Consider the following 19,573-nt stretch of genomic DNA (forward strand, 5'->3'; position numbering starts at 1 on the left):
CCTATTTCAGGACTAGACATACCATTCAGTTCATCGAGATCTGTCTGGCATCGAGATAGAAGCGGGCCCGCCCGGACGCCTCTATCTGAATGGCTGCGACCAGCTGTTCGTTCCACCTCTACTCCCACTGTTCGTCGAAAGCTGTCAATGGGGGCTTGTTGATGCCCAGCGTCTGCAGATATTCGTGAAACAAGCCTGCGCTGCCGATCTCGGTCAATCCTGCTTTCATCCCCATCCACTCTCTTTATTCTTGCTGTTCTTCAATGATGTCAGCCCCATATGCATTCTGTGTGAATGCTTTTCTATTAAATTGATCCGAGCTAAGTTGTGGATTGGCAAAGGCAACCAGCGTCTCGAAGGGGAAAGGAACATGTTGATAAAGAATGTGCGTCTGAGTGGCTGGGAGGGGCTGTGGCAGATCCTGTGTCAGGATGGCCTGATCAGGACCATAGCCCCCATGAGCCAGATCCTCCTCTCTACCCGGGAACTGGATGGGGAGAAGGGGATGGCGATAGCCCCCTTTATAGAGCCCCACATTCACCTCGATACCACCCAGACCGCCGGTGAGCCGAGCTGGAACCTCTCAGGTACCCTGTTCGAGGGGATAGAGCGCTGGGCCGAACGCAAGGCGCTGCTGACCCATGAGGATGTGAAGCGACGGGCCATACAGACGCTGAAGTGGCAGATCGCCAACGGCATCCAGTTCGTGCGCACCCATGTGGATGTCTCCGACCCCAACCTGGTTGCCCTGAAAGCCATGCTGGAGGTGCGGGAGGAGATGAAGGGGTGGGTCGAGCTGCAGATCGTCGCCTTCCCGCAGGAGGGGATCCTCTCCTATCCCAACGGCAAGGCCTTGCTGGAAGAGGCACTCAGGCTGGGAGCCGACGTGATAGGCGCCATTCCCCATTTCGAGTTCACTCGGGAATATGGGGTCGAAAGTCTGCATTATGTCTTCGATCTTGCCGAGAAATATCAGGTTTTGGTGGATGTGCACTGTGACGAGATCGATGACGAGCAGTCCCGCTTCATCGAGACCCTGGCGACCCTGGCCTACGAGCGAGGTATCGGCCACCGGGTGACCGCCAGCCACACCACCGCCATGCACTCCTACAACGGGGCCTATGCCTCTCGCCTGTTCCGACTGCTCAAGATGGCGGACATCAACTTCGTCGCCAATCCGCTGGTGAACATCCATCTGCAGGGGCGTTTCGATACTTACCCCAAGCGCCGTGGTATCACCCGGGTGAAGGAGATGCTGGAGGCGAACATCAACGTCTGCTTCGGTCATGACGATGTGTTCGATCCCTGGTATCCCATGGGGACGGCCAACATGTTGCAGGTGCTGCACATGGGGCTGCATGTCTGCCAGATCATGGGTTACGAGCAGATCAACGACGGCTTGAAGCTGATCAGCAGCCACAGCGCCCGTACCCTGAACGTGCAGGACCGCTACGGCATCGAGGTGGGAAAACCGGCCAACCTGCTGATCCTGCCCGCCGAGAACGGCTTCGATGCGGTGCGTCGTCAGGTGCCTGTGCGCTACTCCATCCGTCATGGCCGCGTGATTGCCGAGACCCGGCCAGCGCAGACCTCCCTGCATCTGGATCAGATAGAGCCGGTGGATTTTCGTCGATGAGGCGGCTCATCCCCGTAGATTAATTGCCCCGCTATCCCCGCTTGCCGGCATTTTGCATAATGTCAGCCTGACACTTATGGAGCCTCCCCATGCAAACCTGGTTATTTGTCGCGGCCGGCGGTGCCATCGGCGCCTGCCTTCGTTTTGGTATCGCCGAGTTGATGGCGTTGCTGCTGGGGCGCCACTTCCCCTATGGCACCCTGGTGGTCAACGTGGTGGGCTCCTTCATCATGGGGGTGGCCTATGCCCTCATTCTGCACGGGCATGTTGCCGAGCACCCGCTCAAGCCACTCTTGATGGTGGGTATATTGGGTGCCCTGACCACCTTCTCTTCTTTTGCCCTGGATACTGTGGTGCTGGCTCAACACGGAGCCTATCTGAAGGCGCTGCTCAACATAGGCCTCAATCTCTTCCTCTGCCTGGCCATGGTCATGCTGGGGATGCAGTTGGTTGCCAGCCGGGTTTAAGGTGTCCGCAGGTCACTGGCTCTGGTAAACTGGCGGCCATTCTTTGCTCTATGGGTGTTTGAGGGATGTCGGAACAGACTAATACTACGCATTTTGGCTATAAAACCGTGGCGGCGACCGAGAAGGAAACTCTGGTGGCTGGCGTCTTTCATTCGGTGGCGGCCAAGTATGATCTGATGAACGATCTGATGTCGTTCGGCATTCACCGCCTGTGGAAGCGCTTCACCATCGATTGCTCCGGCGTGCGCAAGGGCCAGAAGGTGCTGGATCTGGCCGGTGGTACCGGCGATCTGACCGCCAAGTTCTCCCGCATCGTCGGCGAGACAGGTCAGGTGGTGCTGGCGGACATCAACGATTCCATGCTGAAAGTGGGCCGCGACAAGCTGCGCAACCTGGGGGTGACGAACAACGTCTCCTACGTGCAGGCCAATGCCGAGGCTCTGCCCTTCCCGGACAATCACTTCGACGTCATCACCATAGGCTTCGGCCTGCGCAACGTGACCGACAAGGACAAGGCGCTGGCCTCCATGTTCCGGGTGCTCAAGCCGGGTGGTCGCCTGCTGGTGCTGGAGTTCTCCAAACCCGCCAGCGAGGTGATCGCCAAGCTCTACGATCTCTACTCCTTCAAACTGCTGCCGAAAATGGGCGAAATCGTCGCGAACGACGGTGAAAGTTACAAATACCTGGCGGAATCCATTCGCATGCACCCGGATCAGCAGACCCTGGCTGGCATGATGGAGCAGGTTGGCTTCGAGCAGGTGGAATTCTACAACCTGACTCAGGGTGTGGTCGCCCTGCACCGTGGTTACAAGTTTTAAGGTCGCCTATGCCGATGGATGCCATGGTCACAGCGGTGATCGAAACCAGCCTCAACCAGTTGCTGGCACTCGACAAGCAGAGCCCGGCGCGGCTGCGCAAGCTCGCGAGCAAGGTGCTCAAGCTGGAGCTGCGTGAGCTCAAGCCGCTCTGGTTTGTCTTCTCCGAGCGTCGGCTGGACGTGCTGGCCCGCTATGAGGGGGAACCAGACGCCGTGCTGAGCCTGTCGCTGACGGCGATCGGCCTGCTGAAGGATCCTTCCGCCCTGACTCGCTACATCCGCGAGGATAAGCTGGACTTGAGCGGCGATCCCCAGCTAGTACAGGCCTTCAGCGCTTTGCTGGGGGAGCTGGACATCGACTGGGAAGAGGAGCTGTCGCGCTATACCGGCGACGTGCTGGCTCACACCCTGTGCGGTGGCGCCCGTCAGGCCCGTCGCGTGGTGGGCCGCGAGCTGTGCCGCTCCCAGCGCCAGCTGGCCGAGTATCTCACCGAGGAAGCCCGTCTCGCCCCAGGCCCCCTGGAAGTAGCGAGTTTCAACGACGACGTCGAGGTGCTGGCACAGCACATGAAAGCGGTCGAGTTGCGGCTGGCCCGCCTCGAGCAGCAGGTGAGCTGATGACCCCCAAGGAGTTCAAGCGCCTCTATCGCATCGTCAGCATCCTGCTGGAGCAGGGCATCGACGAGCTGGTGCCCGCCCGCTATCAACCCTGGCCCGGACGCCTGGTGCGCCGCAGCCTGTTCTGGCTCAAGAACAAGCAACCTGAGCTGTGCCGTGGTGCCCGCATTCGCCTAGCCTTCGAGGCCCTGGGCCCCATCTTCATCAAGTTCGGCCAGATGCTGTCGACCCGCCGGGATCTGCTGCCGCCTGACATCGCCGAAGAGCTGGCCCTGCTGCAGGACAGGGTGCCCCCCTTCTGCGGGCAGGAGGCCAGGCGCCAGATAGAGGCGAGCCTGGGCTGCCCCATCGAAACCCTGTTCGATGACTTCGACGAGACGCCGCTGGCGTCCGCCTCCATTGCCCAGGTCCATACCGCCCGCTTGAAGGAGAATGGCCGGGAGATCGTCATCAAGGTGATCCGTCCCGACATAGAGCCCGTTATCGAGGCCGATCTGCGCCTGATGCAGGCGCTGGCTCGTCTGGTGGCCCGTTTCGTGCCCCAGAGCGCGCGGCTGCGCCCCGTCGAGGTGGTGGAGGAGTACCGCAAGACCATACTCGACGAGCTGAACCTGATGCGAGAAGCGGCCAACGCCATCCAGCTGAGGCGCAACTTCACCGGCTCAGAGGCGCTCTATGTGCCCGAGGTCTACACGGATCACTGCCGCGAGCAGGTACTGGTGATGGAGCGCATCTACGGCATTCCTGTCTCCGACATAGCCGCGCTGGAGGCCAACGGCACCAACATGAAACTGCTGGCGGAGCGCGGGGTTGAGGTCTTCTTCACCCAGGTGTTCCGTGACAGCTTCTTCCACGCCGACATGCACCCCGGCAACATCTTCGTCTCCAATGAGCACCCGGAGAATCCACTCTGGATCGGCATCGACTGCGGCATAGTCGGCACCCTGAACCGGGAAGACAAACGCTACCTGGCGGAGAACTTCCTCGCCTTCTTCAACCGTGACTATCAACGGGTGGCGCAACTGCACGTGGAGTCCGGCTGGGTACCGCCCGACACCAAGGTGGACGAGTTCGAGTTCGCCATCCGCACAGTACTGGAGCCCATCTTCGAGAAGCCGCTCTCGGAAATTTCGTTCGGTCACGTGCTGCTCAACCTGTTCAACACAGCCCGTCGCTTCAACATGCAGGTGCAGCCCCAGCTGGTGTTGCTGCAGAAGACACTGCTCTATGTGGAAGGGCTGGGGCGTCAGCTCTATCCCCAGCTGGACCTGTGGCAGACAGCCAAACCCTACCTGGAAAGCTGGATGCACGAGCAGGTTGGCCCCAAGGCGGTGCTCAATGCGATCCGCGAGAAGGCCCCCTTCTGGGCGGAGAAGCTGCCTGAGCTGCCGGAGCTGGTCTACGAGACCCTGCGCCAGGCGCGGCATCAGCAGCACCATTTCGAGCAGATGTTCGCCGATTTTCGCCTGCACAGCCGTCGTCAGGGACAGGCCCGCTACCTCTTAGGGGTGGGAGCCAGCCTACTGTTGGTGGGTGTATTCTTGCTGACCCAGAAACAACATATTGAGTGGGGACAAATCAGTCTCGCCGGCGCCGGGTTATGCTGGCTGCTGGGCTGGTTGAAGACCCGCATTCATTAATTAAACTGCGCCATCAGGCGCCTATCCTGGAGAGAAAGTCATGGGTGGTATCAGTATTTGGCAATTGTTGATCATCGCAGTCATAGTCGTGCTGCTGTTCGGTACCAAGAAGCTGCGCGGCATAGGTGGCGATCTGGGTGCCGCTGTGAAGGGGTTCAAGAAGGCGCTGTCGGATGATCCGGCCGATGCCAAGCCTGAGCAGAAGGATGCGGAGTTTCCGGCCAAGCAGCTGAACGAGACGGCCAGCAGTGCCGAGACCGCCAAGCAGAAAGACAAAGATCAGGCCTAAGCCATGTTCGACATCGGTTTTTGGGAGCTGGTCGTCATCGGTGTCGTCGCCCTGGTGGTGCTGGGTCCCGAGCGGTTGCCGGTTGCCATCCGTACCGCCAGCCACTGGATCAAGCTGATCCGCAGTACCGCCAACTCGGTCAAGACAGAGCTGGAGCAGGAGCTCAAGTTGCAAGAGCTGCACAATGATCTGAAGAAGGCCGAGCAGTTGCAGATGAACAACCTGAGCCCCGAGCTGCAGGAGTCCATCGAGCAGCTGAAGGCGGCGGCCCAGTCGGTGAACCGTCCCTATCAGCCACAGCATGAGGCGCAGAACGAGATCCGCCCGCCCGTCACCCAGGCTGAACCTGCCACGCCGGTGGAACCTGTGGTGCAGCTGACCCGTGAAGTGCCGCCGGTCAACAGCCAGCGCGAGCCGGTCAGCGAGTCTGTCGGCAAAGGGGAGGTGAAGCCATGAGTCAGGCCGAGCAACCCCTTATCAGCCACCTGGTGGAGCTGAGAACCCGTCTGCTACGTTCCATCTCTGCCATCCTGCTGGCGTTCGTCGCGCTCATCTATTTCTCCAACGACATCTACGATTTCGTGGCCCGGCCGCTGCTCAGCCAGCTGCCTGAAGGGACCAGCATGATAGCGACGGATGTGGCGACCCCCTTCATCACGCCCATCAAGCTGACCCTGGTGGTCTCCTTCTTCGTGGCCATCCCTTATCTGCTCTATCAGGCCTGGGCCTTCATCGCCCCCGGCCTGTACCAGCACGAGCGGCGTCTCGTCATGCCGTTGGTGGCCTCCAGTGCCGTGCTCTTCTATGCCGGCATGGCGTTCGCCTACTACGTGGTGTTCCCCCTGGTGTTCGGCTTCTTCACCAGCACGGCCCCCGCCGGGGTGACGGTGGCGACCGACATTGCCAGCTATCTGGACTTCGTGCTGACCCTGTTCTTCGCGTTCGGGGTGGCGTTCGAGATACCAGTGGCCACCATACTGCTCTGCTGGACCGGGGTCACCACCCCCAAGAGCCTGAGGGAGAAGCGCCCCTACGTCATCGTCGGGGTCTTCGTGGTCGGCATGCTGCTGACCCCGCCCGATGTCTTCTCCCAGACCCTGCTGGCGATCCCCATGTGGGCCCTGTGGGAGATAGGTCTCTTCTTCGCCCGCTTCTATGTGAGGAAAGAGGACCAGGAAGAGCAGGAACAACCGGAAGAGGGGAGCTGAGGCTCCCTTCCTCTTTTCATGCATCCGTTCGAGGCGTATGGTGATGCCCCATCGAGTAGATGGTTTTCAAATACCTGATATGTATTCCTTTTGTTCGGAACCTCTGATCCCATGATCGACATTGGTCTCAACCTCACCAGCCCCCAGTTTGCCGGCGAACAGGCCGACCTGGTGGCCCGTGCCCGTGCCGCCGGGGTGGAGGCGCTGATCCTGACCGGTACCGATCTGGCCGGCAGCCGCGAGAGTGCCGAACTGGCCGCCGAGTGGCCCGGTTACTGCTTCTCCACCGCCGGGGTGCATCCCCACGACGCCAAGGGTGTGGATGAGCAGACCCTGCCCGCCCTGCGCGCGCTGGCGGCACTGCCCCAGGTGGTGGCTATCGGCGAGTGCGGCCTCGACTACAACCGCGACTTCTCCCCCCGTCCGGTGCAGGATGCGGTGTTCGACGCCCAGCTGGCGCTGGCCGCCGAGCTCGGGATGCCGGTGTTTCTCCACTGCCGCGATGCCCATGCCCGTTTCATCGAGATCCTCCGTCCCTGGTTGTCCAGCCTGCCGGGGGCCGTGCTGCACTGCTTCACCGGATCCGACCAGGAGCTGGACCAGTGCCTGGCCCTGGGGCTGCACATAGGGGTGACCGGCTGGCTCTGTGACGAGCGGCGCGGTCAGCTGCTGCGCGAGCAGGTGGCGCGCATCCCCGCCGGTCGCCTGATGATCGAGACCGACGCCCCCTATCTGGTGCCGCGGGATCTGAAACCCCGCCCCAAACGCAACGAACCCGCTTTTTTGCCGCACATCGCCCAGGTGGTGGCGGCCTGCCGTGGTGAAGCGCCCGAGGCCTTGCTGGCCCATACCCGGGCCACCTCCGCCGCATTTTTCCAACTTCCTCTTTTGGAGTGATTCATGGCCATAACTCTTCCGGGCGCCTTTCCGGGTCGCCGCCTGCGCCGGGTGCGCAAACATGATTTCAGCCGTCGTCTGGTGCGCGAGAACCAGCTGACCGTCAACGATCTCATCTATCCGGTGTTCGTGCTGGAGGGGGAGGGTCAGCGTGAGGCCGTCGCTTCCATGCCGGGGGTGGATCGTCTCTCCATCGATCTGCTGCTGATCGAGGCCGCCGAGCTGGTTGAGCTGGGCGTGCCCGCCATCGCCCTGTTCCCGGTGACGCCGCTGGCGCAGAAGAGCCTGCTGGCGGAAGAGGCCTATAACCCGGACGGCCTGGCCCAGCGTGCCACCCGTGCCCTCAAGGCCCGCTTCCCTGAGCTGGGTGTCATCACAGACGTGGCGCTGGATCCCTTCACCACCCATGGTCAGGACGGCATCATAGATGACGAAGGCTATGTGCAAAACGACATCACCACCGAGATCCTGGTGAAGCAGGCGCTCTCCCATGCCGCCGCCGGGGCTGACATAGTGGCGCCGTCCGACATGATGGATGGCCGCATCGGTGCGATTCGCGCCGCGCTGGAAGAGAACGGCTTCGTCAACGTCCAGATCATGGCCTACTCCGCCAAGTACGCCTCCAGCTACTACGGCCCGTTCCGCGATGCGGTGGGCTCCGCCGCCAACCTCGGCAAGAGCAACAAGGCCACTTATCAGATGGATCCGGCCAACGGCAACGAGGCGCTGCACGAGGTGGCGCTGGACATCGCCGAAGGGGCTGACAGCGTCATGGTCAAGCCGGGCATGCCCTATCTGGATGTGATCCGTCAGGTGAAGGATCAGTTCGGGGTGCCGACCTTCGCCTACCAGGTGAGCGGTGAGTACGCCATGCACATGGCGGCGATCCAGAACGGCTGGCTTAAGGAGCGGGAGTGCGTCCTGGAGTCTCTGCTCTGCTTCAAGCGGGCCGGTGCCGACGGCATCCTCACCTACTTCGCCAAGCGGGTCGCCCAGTGGCTGAAGGAAGACGCCCGGCGCTGATGCAAGCGGCGTCATCCCCTTCACAATGCCGGCCCCAGGGCCGGCATTGTCGTCTCTGGATGCCGGATCGCTGCATTAATGAGCAGGTTTTGGCGAAATCTGGGCAGCGGGCCCGGCTCTGGGTGGCAAAGGCTTGATAAATGGGGTTTCTGCCTACATCTTAGATGGTCCAAGCAAGCTTCTGGACGGCAGGGGCTGCAGAGCATTTAGAGGTACCGCAGATGACTAACCCTTTGCTGACAATGGACTCGCTGCCCCCCTTCAGCCAGATCCAGCCCGATCAGGTGCAGCCTGCCGTGACGCAGGCCATCGCCGATTGCAAACAGAAGATTGAGGATGTGCTGGCGCAGCGGGACCCCCACACCTGGGACAGCCTGATAGCCCCGCTGGAAGAGGTCAATGACCGCCTGTCCCGAGTCTGGTCGCCGGTCAGTCACCTCAACGCCGTACTCAACAGCGAGGCGCTGCGCGCGGCTCACGACGCCTGCCTGCCGCTGCTCTCCGAATTCCAGACCTATGTGGGCCAGCATGAAGGGCTCTATCAGGCCTATCTTGCCCTCTCCGAGAGCGACGACTTCCTCCTGCTGAGCGGCGCCCAGCGCAAGGAGATCCAGAATACCCTGCGCGACTTCCGCCTCTCCGGCATAGGTCTGCCCGCCGAGGCGCAGCAGCGCTATGGGGAAATTCAGGCCCGCCTCTCCGAGCTGGCCTCCCGCTTCAGCAACAACGTGCTGGATGCGACCCAGGGCTGGAGCAAGCTGGTGACCGACGAGGCCGAACTGGCCGGTCTGCCTGCGAGCGCGCAGGCGGCCGCCCGCCAGATGGCTGAACTCAAAGGCAAAGAGGGCTGGCTGTTCACCCTGGATATTCCTTCTTATCTGCCGGTGATGATGTACTCGGACAACCGTGCACTGCGCGCCGAACTGTATGAGGCCTTCACCACCCGCGCCTCCGACCAGGGCCCGAACGCCGGCAAGTGGGACAACTCCGCCATCATGAGCGAGCTGCTGACCCTGCGCCGCGAGCTGGCCCAGCTGCTGGGTTTTGCCAACTACGCCGAGCTGTCCCTTGCCACCAAGATGGCGGACAAGCCGGACCAGGTGGTGAGCTTCCTCACCGATCTGGCGGCCAAGTCCCTGCCGCAAGGCAAGGCCGAGCTGGAGGAGATCCGCGCCTTCGCCGCTGAGCAGCACGGTCAGAGCGAGCTGGCCGCCAGGGATCTCGCCTACTACGCCGAGAAGCTCAAGCAGCACAAGTTCTCCATCTCCGACGAGCAGCTGCGTCCCTACTTCCCCGCCAGCCGGGTGGTGAAGGGGCTGTTCGAAGTGGTCAAGCGGGTGTTCGGCATCAAGGTGCGCGAGCGCCTCGGCATCGACACCTGGCATCCCGACGTGCGCTTCTACGACATCTTCGATGCCGAGGATGAGCTGCGCGGCAGCTTCTACCTCGACCTCTACGCCCGGGAACACAAGCAGGGCGGTGCCTGGATGGATGTCTGCCTGGGCCGTCGCTACCGTCAGGATGGCTCACTGCAAAAGCCGGTAGCCTACCTGACCTGCAACTTCAACGGCCCCGTAGATGGCAAGCCGGCCCTGTTCACCCACAACGAAGTGGTCACCCTGTTCCACGAGTTCGGCCACGGCATTCACCACATGCTGACCCAGATCGATGTGGCCGGTGTGGCCGGCATCAACGGCGTGGCCTGGGATGCGGTGGAGCTGCCGAGCCAGTTCCTGGAGAACTGGTGCTGGGAGTCCGAGGCGTTGGCCTTCATCTCCGGTCATCATGAGACCGGCGAGCCGCTGCCCGCAGATCTGCTGGAGAAGATGCTGACCGCCCGCAACTTCCAGGCGGCGATGCAGATGCTGCGTCAGCTGGAGTTCGCCCTGTTCGACTTCCGCCTGCACCAGGAGTTTGACCCGGCCAATCCGGATCAGATCCCGACCCTGCTGAGTGAGGTGCGCAGCCAGGTGGCCGTGATGACGCCACCGGCGTTCAACCGCTTCCAGCACAGCTTCTCCCACATCTTCGCGGGCGGCTATGCGGCGGGCTACTACAGCTACAAGTGGGCCGAGGTGCTCTCCGCCGATGCCTTCTCCCGCTTCGAGGAGGAGGGGATCTTCAACCCGGCCACCGGCCAATCCTTCCTGAAGAACATTCTGGAGAAGGGGGGCTCCAAGGAGCCGATGGAGCTGTTCCGTGCCTTCCGCGGTCGCGAACCCAAGGTGGATGCCTTGCTACGCCATAGCGGGATTGCCGCATGAGGCCCAGCGCCCTTCACCGGCGTGAGCTTCAAGCAGGTACAGATTTGCGACATAGTGGGATCACAGCGTGATTTTTGAGATAAAAAGGGACCTTTTGGTCCCTTTTTTCAAGGGTTTTTAATATCTTGCGGAGTGCATGTTTGCACTGGCCCCGCCTCTTCAGTAGAGTCGGGTTCTACCTTCCAAGGAGAGAAAGAACCTTGCCATGAGGCGAGCACTCGAGTCTGTCTATCAAATCATCTCAAGCCTGTCTCATTCGAGTGGTCAGGGATATTTTGATACCTTTGTGAGTGAAATCGCCAACGCGGTCGGGGCTGACTTCGTCCTGGTTTCAGGCAAGGATCAGGCTGGGCTCTTCTTCACTGTGCATGCCGCCTATCCCGCCTCTCTCGACATCAATTCCTACAGCTTCCCCCTCGCGGATACCCCGGGGGAGATCGCCATGCAGCAGGGAGAAGCCTGGTTCAGCGATCGTACCCGGGAGCTGTTTCCCCATGCGGCCGTGCTGGAGCGCTGCCAGGTCCGGGGCTATGCCGGCGTCGCACTGAAGAGTGCCGAGGGCGAGACCATAGGGCTGTGCAGCGTCATGTTCAAGCGGGCCACCCCCAGAATGGACAAGATCATGGGGCTGCTGCGGCTGCTGGCGCCGCTCGCCGGCCGTGAACTGGCACTGATGTATCAGCAGCAGCGTCAGTCGCTCCCCGCCCAGCCGGAATGCCCCGACTTCCTGGACACCATGATGTCCCATGCGCCGGTCGGCATCGGCAAGCTCGATCTGAACGGCACCATCCTCTGGGTCAACCCGGCCATCGAGAAGATGCTGGGCTACAGCCAGCAGGAGCTGCTGCGGCTCACCGTCGCCGAGCTCAACCACCCCGACGACTGGCTGACCAGCATCCCTCTCTACGACGCGCTCAAGCGGGGAGAGCGCCCCGCCTTCACCCAGGAGAAGCGCTACCTGCACCGGGATGGCTCTGTGCTCTGGGGCCGGGTGACTGTGACCCTGATCCGCAACGAGCAGATGCATCCGGACTACCTCATGGTGGTGCTGGAGAACATAGACCCCATGAAGCGCCATGCGGAGCAGCTCAAGCTCTCCCACCGGGTCTATGACAACCTCTCCGAGGCCATACTGGTGTGCGATGCCGACAGCCGCATCATCTCGGTGAACCCGGCGTTCGAGAAGATCACCGGCTACAGCGAGGAGGAGGCCCGCGGCCAGCGCCCCAGCCTGCTCAAGTCCGGGCTGCACGATCAGACCTTCTACGCCGACATGTATCACGCCTTGGAGCGGGTGGGGATCTGGCGCGGCGAGGTGTGGAACAAGCGCAAGAACGGCAAGCTCTATCCCCAGCAGCTGATGATCAGCGCCCTGCGGGAAGGGGGCAGGATCAGCCAGTACATCGCCATCTTCAGCGATCTCTCCCAGACCAAGCTGGCGGAGCAGAAGATCGCCGCCCAGGCCAACTACGACAACCTCACCGGGCTGCCGAACCGCTGGTTGTTCGGCCGCTGCCTCGCCCGCTTCTGCGAGCGGGGGGAGCGCTTCGCCCTCATGGTGCTGGATCTCAACAACTTCAAGGCGGTCAACAACAGCATGGATCACCATGTCGGCGATGCCCTGCTGCGAGAGGTGTCGGATCGGCTGGTGAGCCGGGTGCGCACCGAGGATCTGGTGGCCCGCATCGGCGGCGACGAGTTCGCCTTCCTGGTGCCCGGCATAGTCAACCGCCGCCAGGCCGAGGTGTTCGCCAAGCAGGTGATCGGCGGCTTCGCCCGTCCCTTCATGCTGGCGAACCAGCATCTCTATGTGACCGCGACCCTGGGCATCACCCTCTGCCCCAATGACGGGGCCGACAGCGACGAGCTGCTGCGCAACGCCGAGCAGGCGCTGTTTGTCGCCAAGCGGCAGGGGCGCTCCCTCGGTACCTACAGCGCCTCCATGCGCGAAGAGGTGAGTCAGCGCCACCAGATGCAGCAGGATCTGGCGGAGGCCATCAAGCTGGCACAGCTGACCATGGCCTATCAGCCCATCTGGGACAACCGCAGCGGCCGGGTCGCCAAGCTGGAGGCCCTGGTGCGCTGGTATCACCCCCACTGGGGTCAGGTCTCGCCGGCGGACTTCATCCCGCTGGCGGAAGAGGCAGGGCTCATTCAGGGGTTGGGGGCTCTGGTGCTCTGGCAGTCGTGCCGGGATCTGGCCCGCCTGCAGCAGTCCGGCTTCCCGGATCTGCAGATGTCCATCAACCGCTCCACCCTGGAGTTTCAGACCATAGATCCCGAGGCGAACGAGTGGCTGCGAGTGATCCGCCACTTCGACCTGGACCCGGCGGACATCATCATAGAGATCACCGAATCCCTGTTGATGGAGAGCAGCGATCAGCACAGGGTGCGGATCGATTCCCTGCGCGAGGCGGGCTGCAAGCTGGCCATCGACGACTTCGGCACCGGCTACTCGGCGCTGAACTACCTGCGCACCTTCCCGGTGGATCTGGTCAAGATAGACCGCTCCTTCGTGCGCCACATCCCCTTCAACGAGCAGGACAGGCTGCTGCTGGACGGCATCATCAACATAGTGCACAACCTCGGCATGCAGGTGGTGATCGAGGGGGTGGAGACCCGGGAGCAGCTCAACTTCCTGTGTCAGAAGGGTTGTGCCTTCACCCAGGGCTATCTGCTCAGCCGCCCGCTTCCCTACGACGACCTGGTGGAATACCTGACCCTCAATCGCCAGGGGATGAACCTGGCCAATCTGACCACAGTGAGCTGATCCCCCGCTTCTGCTATCATGCCCGCTTCCGTGCCGCCATGAGTCTTCGTTATGCCCCATATCCAGGTTTTCAGTGAAGTGCCCGCCCGCGATGGCGAGCTGGACGCCCTGCGACTGCGTCTGGCCGAGGTGGAGTTTCCCGCCCCTTTTGCGCTGGTGCTGACTGACACCAGGCTGGAGCTGCGCAAGCTGGACGAGCCCAAGCTGGGTGCCGTCTATGTGGACTTCGTGGATGGGGCCGTGGCCCACAGGCGCAAGTTCGGTGGTGGCCGCGGCCAGTCCATCGCCAAGGCGGTGGGGCTGAAGTCCGGGGCCATGCCGACAGTGGTGGATGCCACCGCCGGGCTCGGCCGTGACGCCTTCGTGCTGGCCTCCCTCGGCTGCAAGGTGACCCTGATAGAGCGCAGCCCCGTGGTGGCGGCCCTGTTGCAGGACGGGCTGGCACGGGCGGCGCAGGATCCCGAGATTGGCCCTTGGGTCAGCGAGCGCATGCATCTCTTGCAGGGGCCTGCGGTGGACAACCTGCTGGCGTTGAGCGAGCGGCCTGAGGTCATCTATCTCGATCCCATGTTCCCCCACAAGCAGAAGTCGGCGCTGGTGAAAAAAGAGATGCGGGTGTTCCAGTCCCTGGTGGGGCCGGATCTCGATGCGGATGCCCTGCTGCCTGCCGCGCTCAAGATGGCGAACAAGCGGGTGGTGGTAAAGCGCCCAGCCTATGCGGGCTGGCTCAATGAACATAAACCCAGCATGGCCATAGAGACCAAGGGTAACCGCTTCGATGTCTACGTGATGGCGGCACTGGTGGCAGGTTAACGGCCGGTGTGAGTCGCGGATGCAAAAAAGGAGGGCCAACATATGTTGGCCCTCCTTTTTGCTTTGGGATCAGCGGGCGGGTGCGAAGCGGATATGCCGCGCCTCCCCCTGCCAGACGAGATCCAGGGTCGCGAGATCGGTGAGGCTGAGGCGCTCGCCGCTCTCCAGCAGCAGATACTCGACGCCGTCGCTGGCCGCTATGGTACGGATCAGGTCAGCCCACTGGCGACCGTCGCGGCTGGCCAGGGTCACCGGCAGTTGCCAGCGGGCGGCAATTTCGAGCCAGTCGTAGAGGTCACAGCTGATGGGTTGGTAATCCGGCATGATCGACTCCCAGACTGGCAGGTGATGAGGTCAGGCTTCCTGTACGCGGGTGGGCCAGCCCATCTTCTGCTGGCGCTCCACCTCGAGCCGCAGCTCGCTGGCGCGCAGGTAGTGTTCGTCCATCCACCCCTTGGGCAGGGTCAGGGTCAGCGACTCCTCCTCGGCCTGCAGGGTGAAGCTGGGCACCGTGCCCTGGGTGCGGCGCATGCAGAGGATCAGCGCGATGCGCAGGATGCGGGCCAGCCGGATCGCCTGGCGACCGGTGACGGCGCCCTGCTTCTCCAGGGTGTCCAGCTTGAATTCGTCCCGCTGGTTGAACAGCAGGGCCGACAACAGCTTCTTCTGCGCCGGGGTGAAGCCCGGCATGTCGATGTTGTCGATGATGTAGGCGGCGTGTTGCGGCGCCTTCTTGTACTCGATGCAGAGACCGATCTCGTGCAGCAGGGCCGCATAACGCAGGATGGGGCGGCCGTAACGCTTGGAGAGTCGCCAGGCCGGTTGCAGCTGGTTGAAGGCCTCGACGGCGGTGTCGCGCACCCGCTCGGCGTGCTCTTTATCCAGCTGATAGCGGCTGATCAGGCTGTCGGCGGTTCTGTCCCTGGCATCACAGTCGTGATTGTTGCCGAGCAGGCCGTAGATCAGGCCTTCCCGCAGGGCGCCACCCGCCAGCGTCATGCTCTCTATGTTCAGGGTTTCGAAGATGGCGATCAGGATGGCGAGGCCGGAGGGGAACACGGTCAGCCGCTCGGCGGCCAGCCCTTCCAGCTGCAGCCGATCCAGCCTGCCGCAGGCGATGGCCTGACCCATCAGCTCCTGCAGCTTGGGCAGGGTGACCCGCTCGCTCTTCCCTTGCGCCAGCATGATCTCCTGCAGCGCCTGGACAGTGCCGGAGGCGCCGACGCAGGTGCGCCAGCCGAGAGCGCGGTAATCTTCCGCCACCTTCTCCAGTACCGTCTTGGCGGCGGCAATCGCCTGCTGGAAACGGGCCTCGGAGAGCTCGCCGTCACCGAAGTGATTGTTGAGCCAGGTGACGCAGCCCATGTGCAGGCTGTTGAGCAGTTTGGCTTCGCTGTGTTCGCCTATCACCAGCTCTGTGCTGGCGCCGCCGATGTCGATCACCAGGCGGTTGCCTTCCCCGGCGGAGGTCCAGGAGACCCCCTCGTAGATGGTCTTGGCCTCTTCCTCGCCCGAGATGATCTCGATGCTGTGGTTGAGCACCCGTTCCGCTTCGCTCAGGAACTCGTCGACGTTGGTGGCGAGGCGCAAGGTGGCGGTCCCCACCACCCGGATGTTGTCGGACGGAATGTCCTGCAACTGCTCGGAGAACAGGCGCAGGCAGTCCCAGCCCCGCTCCATGGCGGCACGGCTGAGACGAAACTCCGGATCGAGACCGGCGGCGAGGCGAACCTTGCGCTTGACCTTGGTGACGGTGCGCAGGGCACCGGCGACCTCGCGCACCACCAGCATATGAAAGCTGTTGGAGCCGAGGTCGATGGCGGCATAGAGCGGCGAGTTGTGCAACTGGGCCAGTCCCTTAGTTCTTGCGTGGCGGACGGCGGCGGTTGTTGCTGTTGCCACCACCCTGGCGATCCCGCATGTTGCGGTTCACCGGCTGACGGTTGCGGAACACCCGTTTCGGGGCGGTCACATCATCCAGCAGGGAGTCGCGATCGTACTTGCTGACCGGGATGGCGTGATGGATGTACTCCTCGATGGCCGGCAGGTTGAAGGCATAGTCTTCACAGGCCAGGCTGATGGAGTGACCGCTCTTGCCGGCACGACCGGTACGACCGATACGGTGTACATAGTCTTCGGCATCGTCGGGCAGGTCGTAGTTGAAGACGTGGGTCACGTCGGGGATGTGCAGACCACGGGCGGCCACGTCGGTGGCGACCAGGATGTCCAGGGTGCCCTTGGTGAAGTCTTCCAGGATCTTCATCCGCTTCTTCTGCGGCACGTCACCGGTCAGCAGGCCGACGCGGTGGCCGTCATTCTCCAGCCACGCATGCACGTCTTCGCAGACATGCTTGGTGTTGGCGAAGACGATGGCCTTTTCCGGCCACTCCTCTTCCATCAGGGAGAGCAACAGCAGCATCTTGTCTTCGTTGGAGGGGTAGAACAGCTCCTCCTTGATCCGCACGCCGGTCATCTGTTCCGGCTCTATCTGCACGTGTTCCGGGTGGTTCATGTGCTCGTAGGCCAGCTCCTGCACCCGCAGGGAGAGGGTGGCGGAGAACAGCATGCTCAGACGCTCGGTGGCGGGGGGCATGCGGCGGAACAGGAAGCGGATGTCCTTGATGAAGCCGAGATCGAACATGCGATCCGCTTCATCCAGCACCACGACCTGGATGTTGCCCAGATCGATCACCTTGGACTTGAAGTAGTCGATGATGCGGCCGGTGGTTCCGATCAGGATGTCGACACCCTGTTCCAGCACGGCCAGCTGCTTGTCATAGCCTTCGCCACCATAGGCGAGACCGAGCTTGAGCCCGGTGGAGGCAGACATGCCTTCTGCATCGTTGTAGATCTGGACCGCCAGCTCCCGGGTCGGGGCCATGATGATGGCGCGGGGCTGGTTGACGAGGCGCGGCCTGGTCAGGGGATGGGTCAATAAATAGTTGAAGGTCGCGGCCAGGAAGGCAAGGGTCTTGCCAGTCCCCGTCTGGGCCTGACCGGCGAGGTCATGGCCTTCTACCAGCAGCGGCAGAGACAGTGCCTGGATGGGCGTACAATAGTGAAATCCCTTTGATTCCAGACCAGCCAGAACTTCGGGTTCGAGGCCCATTTGGGCGAATTTTTCGGTCGTTAGATGTGTTTTGCTCATGGCGGTAGGTTATCAGGTTAGGCTTGCAATAATAAACAGGATCATTTCAAATAGGGCAACTATTGCCTTTGTTGAACCATCAATAAAGCCTTAATTACTGACTGGAGTTGGAGATGAGTGACAAGATTGTTCAGCTGAGCGATGCCAGCTTCGAGGCCGATGTAATCAAAGCCGACAGCCCCGTTCTGGTCGATTTCTGGGCTGAATGGTGCGGTCCGTGCAAGATGATTGCCCCGATCCTGAACGAAGTCGCCCAAGAATATGCCGGTCGCGTGACAGTGGCGAAATTGAACATCGATCATAACGCCGACACTCCGCCCAAGTATGGCATTCGCGGTATCCCGACCCTCTTGCTGTTCAAGAATGGCGAAGTGGCAGCGACCAAGGTCGGCGCCCTGTCCAAGACTCAGCTGAAAGAGTTCCTGGACGGTAACCTGTAATAATCAAGAAGGAGCGCATTGCAATAATGCGCTCCTTGTGTTTTATCACCTAGACGCTCATCCCGATTGGTGCTAGTTTATCGCTCGTTTGCTAACCTTTTTGCCTGACTCCTTGCTTAACAGCAGCCTGGCAAGTCAAATCCGATCAGCATCAATCCAGCAGACTGTCTCCTCATTTCAATCCTTGCTTACAGACTTTCACCACTATGAATCTGACTGAACTAAAGAACACTCCTGTGTCTGAGCTGGTACAGCTTGGCGAATCCATGGGGTTGGAAAATCTGGCTCGGGCGCACAAGAAAGACATCATCTTCGCGATCCTCAAGGCGCACGCCAAGGGTGGCGAGGATATCTTTGGCGACGGTGTGCTGGAAATCCTGACCGACGGCTTTGGCTTCCTGCGCAGCGCAGACGGCTCCTATCTGGCCGGCCCTGACGATATCTACGTCTCCCCGAGCCAGATCCGCCGTTTCAACCTGCGAACCGGCGATACCGTTTCCGGCAAGATCCGGCCACCGAAAGAGGGCGAACGTTATTTCGCGCTGCTCAAGGTCAACGAGGTCAACTACGACCGCCCGGAAAACGTCCGCAACAAGATCCTGTTCGAGAACCTGACTCCGCTGCACGCCAACGAGCGTCTGCGCATGGAGCGCGGCAACGGCTCGACCGAAGACATCACAGCCCGCGTGCTGGACCTGGCTGCCCCCATAGGTAAAGGCCAACGTGGCCTGATCGTGGCGCCGCCCAAGGCCGGTAAGACCATGCTGCTGCAGAACATCGCCCAGAGCATCGCCTACAACCACCCGGACTGTGAACTGATCGTGCTGCTCATCGACGAGCGTCCCGAAGAAGTGACCGAGATGCAGCGCATGGTGAAGGGTGAAGTGATCGCCTCCACCTTCGACGAACCTGCTTCGCGCCACGTTCAGGTTGCCGACATGGTGATCGAGAAGGCCAAGCGCCTGGTCGAACACAAGAAGGATGTGGTCATCCTGCTGGACTCCATTACCCGTCTGGCGCGTGCCTACAACACCGTCATCCCCTCATCCGGCAAGGTACTGACCGGTGGTGTGGACGCCAACGCCCTGCACAGGCCCAAGCGCTTCTTCGGTGCCGCCCGCAACGTTGAGGAAGGCGGCAGCCTGACCATCATAGCGACCGCACTGGTGGATACCGGCTCCAAGATGGATGAAGTCATCTACGAAGAGTTCAAGGGTACCGGCAACATGGAACTGCACCTCTCGCGCAAGATTGCCGAGAAGCGTGTCTACCCGGCCATCGACATCACCCGCTCCGGCACCCGCAAGGAAGAGCTGCTGACCGCGCCGGACGAGCTGCAGAAGATGTGGATACTGCGCAAGATCATTCACCCCATGGGCGAGATCGACAGCATCGAGTTCCTCATCGACAAGCTGGCAGCCACCAAGACCAATGACGAGTTCTTCGACTCCATGAAGCGTCAGCAGAAATAACTGCATCTTGGAATGACAGAACCGCGGCCCAGGTCGCGGTTTTTGTTTATCTATTTCACGGCTGGCTTAGT

At 61.7% G+C, this 19,573-nt stretch carries 18 protein-coding genes and 1 pseudogene; 15 read left to right on the top strand and 4 right to left on the bottom strand.

What is annotated here, in order from left to right; all coding sequences use genetic code 11:
* Nucleotides 1-25: 25 nt before the first annotated feature.
* A pseudogene (locus G4923_RS02570) lies at nucleotides 26-235 on the bottom strand (hypothetical protein).
* A gap of 135 nt (nucleotides 236-370) precedes the next feature.
* On the opposite strand from G4923_RS02570, the gene G4923_RS02575 reads away from it, so the two are divergent.
* The 13 genes from G4923_RS02575 to G4923_RS02635 all read left to right on the top strand — a co-directional run bounded on the left by G4923_RS02575 (nucleotide 371) and on the right by G4923_RS02635 (nucleotide 14,442).
* Entirely contained in the window at nucleotides 371-1,636 is a 1,266-nt protein-coding gene (locus G4923_RS02575; RefSeq protein WP_163135429.1) for a cytosine deaminase, read from the top strand.
* A gap of 89 nt (nucleotides 1,637-1,725) precedes the next feature.
* Nucleotides 1,726-2,103 carry a fluoride efflux transporter CrcB gene (gene crcB / locus G4923_RS02580; RefSeq protein WP_106885397.1) on the top strand — a complete coding sequence of 126 codons (378 nt, stop codon included), beginning with the start codon at nucleotides 1,726-1,728 and terminating at the stop codon, nucleotides 2,101-2,103.
* A 65-nt stretch (nucleotides 2,104-2,168) separates the two neighbouring features.
* Nucleotides 2,169-2,921, top strand: coding sequence for a bifunctional demethylmenaquinone methyltransferase/2-methoxy-6-polyprenyl-1,4-benzoquinol methylase UbiE (gene ubiE / locus G4923_RS02585; protein ID WP_163135430.1), 753 nt, complete (start codon nucleotides 2,169-2,171; stop codon nucleotides 2,919-2,921).
* An 8-nt stretch (nucleotides 2,922-2,929) separates the two neighbouring features.
* Nucleotides 2,930-3,538, top strand: coding sequence for a ubiquinone biosynthesis accessory factor UbiJ (locus G4923_RS02590; protein WP_111913007.1), 609 nt, complete (start codon nucleotides 2,930-2,932; stop codon nucleotides 3,536-3,538).
* Nucleotides 3,538-5,178 (top strand): ubiquinone biosynthesis regulatory protein kinase UbiB, encoded by a 1,641-nt coding sequence (gene ubiB, locus G4923_RS02595; RefSeq protein ID WP_163135431.1) that lies wholly within the window; start codon nucleotides 3,538-3,540, stop codon nucleotides 5,176-5,178. Before G4923_RS02590 ends, ubiB begins: the two co-directional genes overlap by 1 nt.
* Before the next feature lie 40 nt (nucleotides 5,179-5,218).
* Nucleotides 5,219-5,467: a Sec-independent protein translocase subunit TatA gene (gene tatA, locus G4923_RS02600; protein ID WP_025328841.1), complete on the top strand. Its 249-nt coding sequence runs from the start codon at nucleotides 5,219-5,221 to the stop codon at nucleotides 5,465-5,467.
* 3 nt (nucleotides 5,468-5,470) lie between these two features.
* Nucleotides 5,471-5,923, top strand: coding sequence for a Sec-independent protein translocase protein TatB (gene tatB / locus G4923_RS02605; protein ID WP_163135432.1), 453 nt, complete (start codon nucleotides 5,471-5,473; stop codon nucleotides 5,921-5,923).
* A complete protein-coding gene (gene tatC / locus G4923_RS02610; protein WP_163135433.1) occupies nucleotides 5,920-6,675 on the top strand; it encodes a twin-arginine translocase subunit TatC in 756 nt (251 codons plus the stop codon). The genes tatB and tatC overlap by 4 nt, the downstream gene beginning before the upstream one ends.
* Nucleotides 6,676-6,786: 111 nt before the next feature.
* Entirely contained in the window at nucleotides 6,787-7,572 is a 786-nt protein-coding gene (locus G4923_RS02615; RefSeq protein WP_163135434.1) for a TatD family hydrolase, read from the top strand.
* Nucleotides 7,573-7,575: 3 nt separating this feature from the next.
* The gene (gene hemB, locus G4923_RS02620) at nucleotides 7,576-8,595 is read left to right on the top strand and encodes a porphobilinogen synthase (RefSeq protein WP_106885403.1); all 1,020 of its coding nucleotides are present in this window, start codon (nucleotides 7,576-7,578) and stop codon (nucleotides 8,593-8,595) included.
* Nucleotides 8,596-8,816: 221 nt separating this feature from the next.
* Nucleotides 8,817-10,859: an oligopeptidase A gene (gene prlC, locus G4923_RS02625; RefSeq protein WP_163135435.1), complete on the top strand. Its 2,043-nt coding sequence runs from the start codon at nucleotides 8,817-8,819 to the stop codon at nucleotides 10,857-10,859.
* 205 nt (nucleotides 10,860-11,064) lie between these two features.
* A complete protein-coding gene (locus tag G4923_RS02630) occupies nucleotides 11,065-13,629 on the top strand; it encodes a putative bifunctional diguanylate cyclase/phosphodiesterase (RefSeq protein ID WP_163135436.1) in 2,565 nt (854 codons plus the stop codon).
* 51 nt (nucleotides 13,630-13,680) lie between these two features.
* Nucleotides 13,681-14,442: a class I SAM-dependent methyltransferase gene (locus tag G4923_RS02635; protein WP_205597092.1), complete on the top strand. Its 762-nt coding sequence runs from the start codon at nucleotides 13,681-13,683 to the stop codon at nucleotides 14,440-14,442.
* Nucleotides 14,443-14,511: 69 nt separating this feature from the next.
* Here the strand turns inward: G4923_RS02635 and G4923_RS02640 are convergent, their stop codons facing one another.
* The 3 genes from G4923_RS02640 to rhlB are packed head-to-tail and all read right to left on the bottom strand — an operon-like array spanning nucleotide 14,512 to nucleotide 17,590.
* Complete coding sequence (locus G4923_RS02640) at nucleotides 14,512-14,766, bottom strand: Rho-binding antiterminator (protein ID WP_163135437.1); 255 nt, start codon at nucleotides 14,764-14,766, stop codon at nucleotides 14,512-14,514.
* 30 nt (nucleotides 14,767-14,796) lie between these two features.
* Nucleotides 14,797-16,287 carry a guanosine-5'-triphosphate,3'-diphosphate diphosphatase gene (gene gppA / locus G4923_RS02645; RefSeq protein ID WP_111913021.1) on the bottom strand — a complete coding sequence of 497 codons (1,491 nt, stop codon included), beginning with the start codon at nucleotides 16,285-16,287 and terminating at the stop codon, nucleotides 14,797-14,799.
* 13 nt (nucleotides 16,288-16,300) lie between these two features.
* Complete coding sequence (gene rhlB, locus G4923_RS02650) at nucleotides 16,301-17,590, bottom strand: ATP-dependent RNA helicase RhlB (protein WP_106885407.1); 1,290 nt, start codon at nucleotides 17,588-17,590, stop codon at nucleotides 16,301-16,303.
* Nucleotides 17,591-17,703: 113 nt separating this feature from the next.
* Between rhlB and trxA the strand changes: the two genes are divergently transcribed.
* Nucleotides 17,704-18,030, top strand: a complete 327-nt coding sequence (trxA, locus tag G4923_RS02655) for a thioredoxin TrxA (protein WP_025328829.1) — start codon at nucleotides 17,704-17,706, stop codon at nucleotides 18,028-18,030.
* 206 nt (nucleotides 18,031-18,236) lie between these two features.
* Nucleotides 18,237-19,502, top strand: a complete 1,266-nt coding sequence (rho, locus tag G4923_RS02660) for a transcription termination factor Rho (RefSeq protein WP_041206691.1) — start codon at nucleotides 18,237-18,239, stop codon at nucleotides 19,500-19,502.
* Nucleotides 19,503-19,573: the final 71 nt, after the last annotated feature.

The sequence above is a fragment of the Aeromonas rivipollensis genome, assembly GCF_010974825.1.
GTDB lineage: Bacteria > Pseudomonadota > Gammaproteobacteria > Enterobacterales > Aeromonadaceae > Aeromonas > Aeromonas rivipollensis.

What these genes read in the sequence shown, in the direction of transcription:
- G4923_RS02575 (WP_163135429.1), top strand. Translation starts at nt 371, where the DNA reads ATGTTGATAAAGAATGTGCGTCTGAGTGGCTGGGAGGGGCTGTGGCAG.
- crcB (WP_106885397.1), top strand. Translation starts at nt 1,726, where the DNA reads ATGCAAACCTGGTTATTTGTCGCGGCCGGCGGTGCCATCGGCGCCTGC.
- ubiE (WP_163135430.1), top strand. Translation starts at nt 2,169, where the DNA reads ATGTCGGAACAGACTAATACTACGCATTTTGGCTATAAAACCGTGGCG.
- G4923_RS02590 (WP_111913007.1), top strand. Translation starts at nt 2,930, where the DNA reads ATGCCGATGGATGCCATGGTCACAGCGGTGATCGAAACCAGCCTCAAC.
- ubiB (WP_163135431.1), top strand. Translation starts at nt 3,538, where the DNA reads ATGACCCCCAAGGAGTTCAAGCGCCTCTATCGCATCGTCAGCATCCTG.
- tatA (WP_025328841.1), top strand. Translation starts at nt 5,219, where the DNA reads ATGGGTGGTATCAGTATTTGGCAATTGTTGATCATCGCAGTCATAGTC.
- tatB (WP_163135432.1), top strand. Translation starts at nt 5,471, where the DNA reads ATGTTCGACATCGGTTTTTGGGAGCTGGTCGTCATCGGTGTCGTCGCC.
- tatC (WP_163135433.1), top strand. Translation starts at nt 5,920, where the DNA reads ATGAGTCAGGCCGAGCAACCCCTTATCAGCCACCTGGTGGAGCTGAGA.
- G4923_RS02615 (WP_163135434.1), top strand. Translation starts at nt 6,787, where the DNA reads ATGATCGACATTGGTCTCAACCTCACCAGCCCCCAGTTTGCCGGCGAA.
- hemB (WP_106885403.1), top strand. Translation starts at nt 7,576, where the DNA reads ATGGCCATAACTCTTCCGGGCGCCTTTCCGGGTCGCCGCCTGCGCCGG.
- prlC (WP_163135435.1), top strand. Translation starts at nt 8,817, where the DNA reads ATGACTAACCCTTTGCTGACAATGGACTCGCTGCCCCCCTTCAGCCAG.
- G4923_RS02630 (WP_163135436.1), top strand. Translation starts at nt 11,065, where the DNA reads ATGAGGCGAGCACTCGAGTCTGTCTATCAAATCATCTCAAGCCTGTCT.
- G4923_RS02635 (WP_205597092.1), top strand. Translation starts at nt 13,681, where the DNA reads ATGCCCCATATCCAGGTTTTCAGTGAAGTGCCCGCCCGCGATGGCGAG.
- G4923_RS02640 (WP_163135437.1), bottom strand. Translation starts at nt 14,766, where the DNA reads ATGCCGGATTACCAACCCATCAGCTGTGACCTCTACGACTGGCTCGAA.
- rhlB (WP_106885407.1), bottom strand. Translation starts at nt 17,590, where the DNA reads ATGAGCAAAACACATCTAACGACCGAAAAATTCGCCCAAATGGGCCTC.
- trxA (WP_025328829.1), top strand. Translation starts at nt 17,704, where the DNA reads ATGAGTGACAAGATTGTTCAGCTGAGCGATGCCAGCTTCGAGGCCGAT.
- rho (WP_041206691.1), top strand. Translation starts at nt 18,237, where the DNA reads ATGAATCTGACTGAACTAAAGAACACTCCTGTGTCTGAGCTGGTACAG.